Origin of the sequence: Kitasatospora putterlickiae, from assembly GCF_039527695.1 — a bacterium.
Lineage (GTDB): Bacteria > Actinomycetota > Actinomycetes > Streptomycetales > Streptomycetaceae > Kitasatospora > Kitasatospora putterlickiae.
In genome coordinates this window covers 1-511 of sequence record NZ_BAAAKJ010000574.1, presented here as the reverse complement: position 1 = coordinate 511, position 511 = coordinate 1, and the positions used below count along the sequence as shown (strand labels likewise).

Below are 511 nucleotides of genomic sequence, written 5' to 3'. Positions count from 1 at the left end.
GCGCTGTCGCGGCGTCGGGCGTCGAGGGTGATGACGGGGGTGTCGCTGCCGAGTTGGAGTGCTTCGCGGACTTCGTCGGCGGTGTGGGGCTGGTGTCCGTCGAAGCCGTTGAGGGCGACGACGAAGGGGAGTCCGCTGTTCTCGAAGTAGTCGAGGGCGGGGAAGCAGTCGGCGAGGCGGCGGGTGTCGACGAGGACGACGGCGCCGATGGCTCCGCGGACGAGGTCGTCCCACATGAACCAGAAGCGGTCCTGTCCGGGGGTGCCGAACAGGTAGAGGATGAGGTCTTCGTCGAGGGTGATGCGGCCGAAGTCCATGGCGACGGTGGTGGTGGTCTTGCCGGAGACGTGGCTGAGGTCGTCGATGCCGGCGGAGGCCGAGGTCATGACGGCTTCGGTGCGCAGGGGGTTGATCTCGGAGACGGCGCCGACGAGCGTGGTCTTGCCGACGCCGAAGCCGCCCGCGACGACGATCTTCGCGGAGGTGGTGGCGCGGGTGGGGGCGGCCGCGT

General features: G+C 69.7%; 1 protein-coding gene. It reads right to left on the bottom strand.

Going from position 1 to position 511, the window contains the following annotated elements:
• Positions 1–511: GTP-binding protein (locus ABD308_RS39495; protein ID WP_344345981.1), on the bottom strand; the 511-nt coding region annotated here is incomplete at both ends.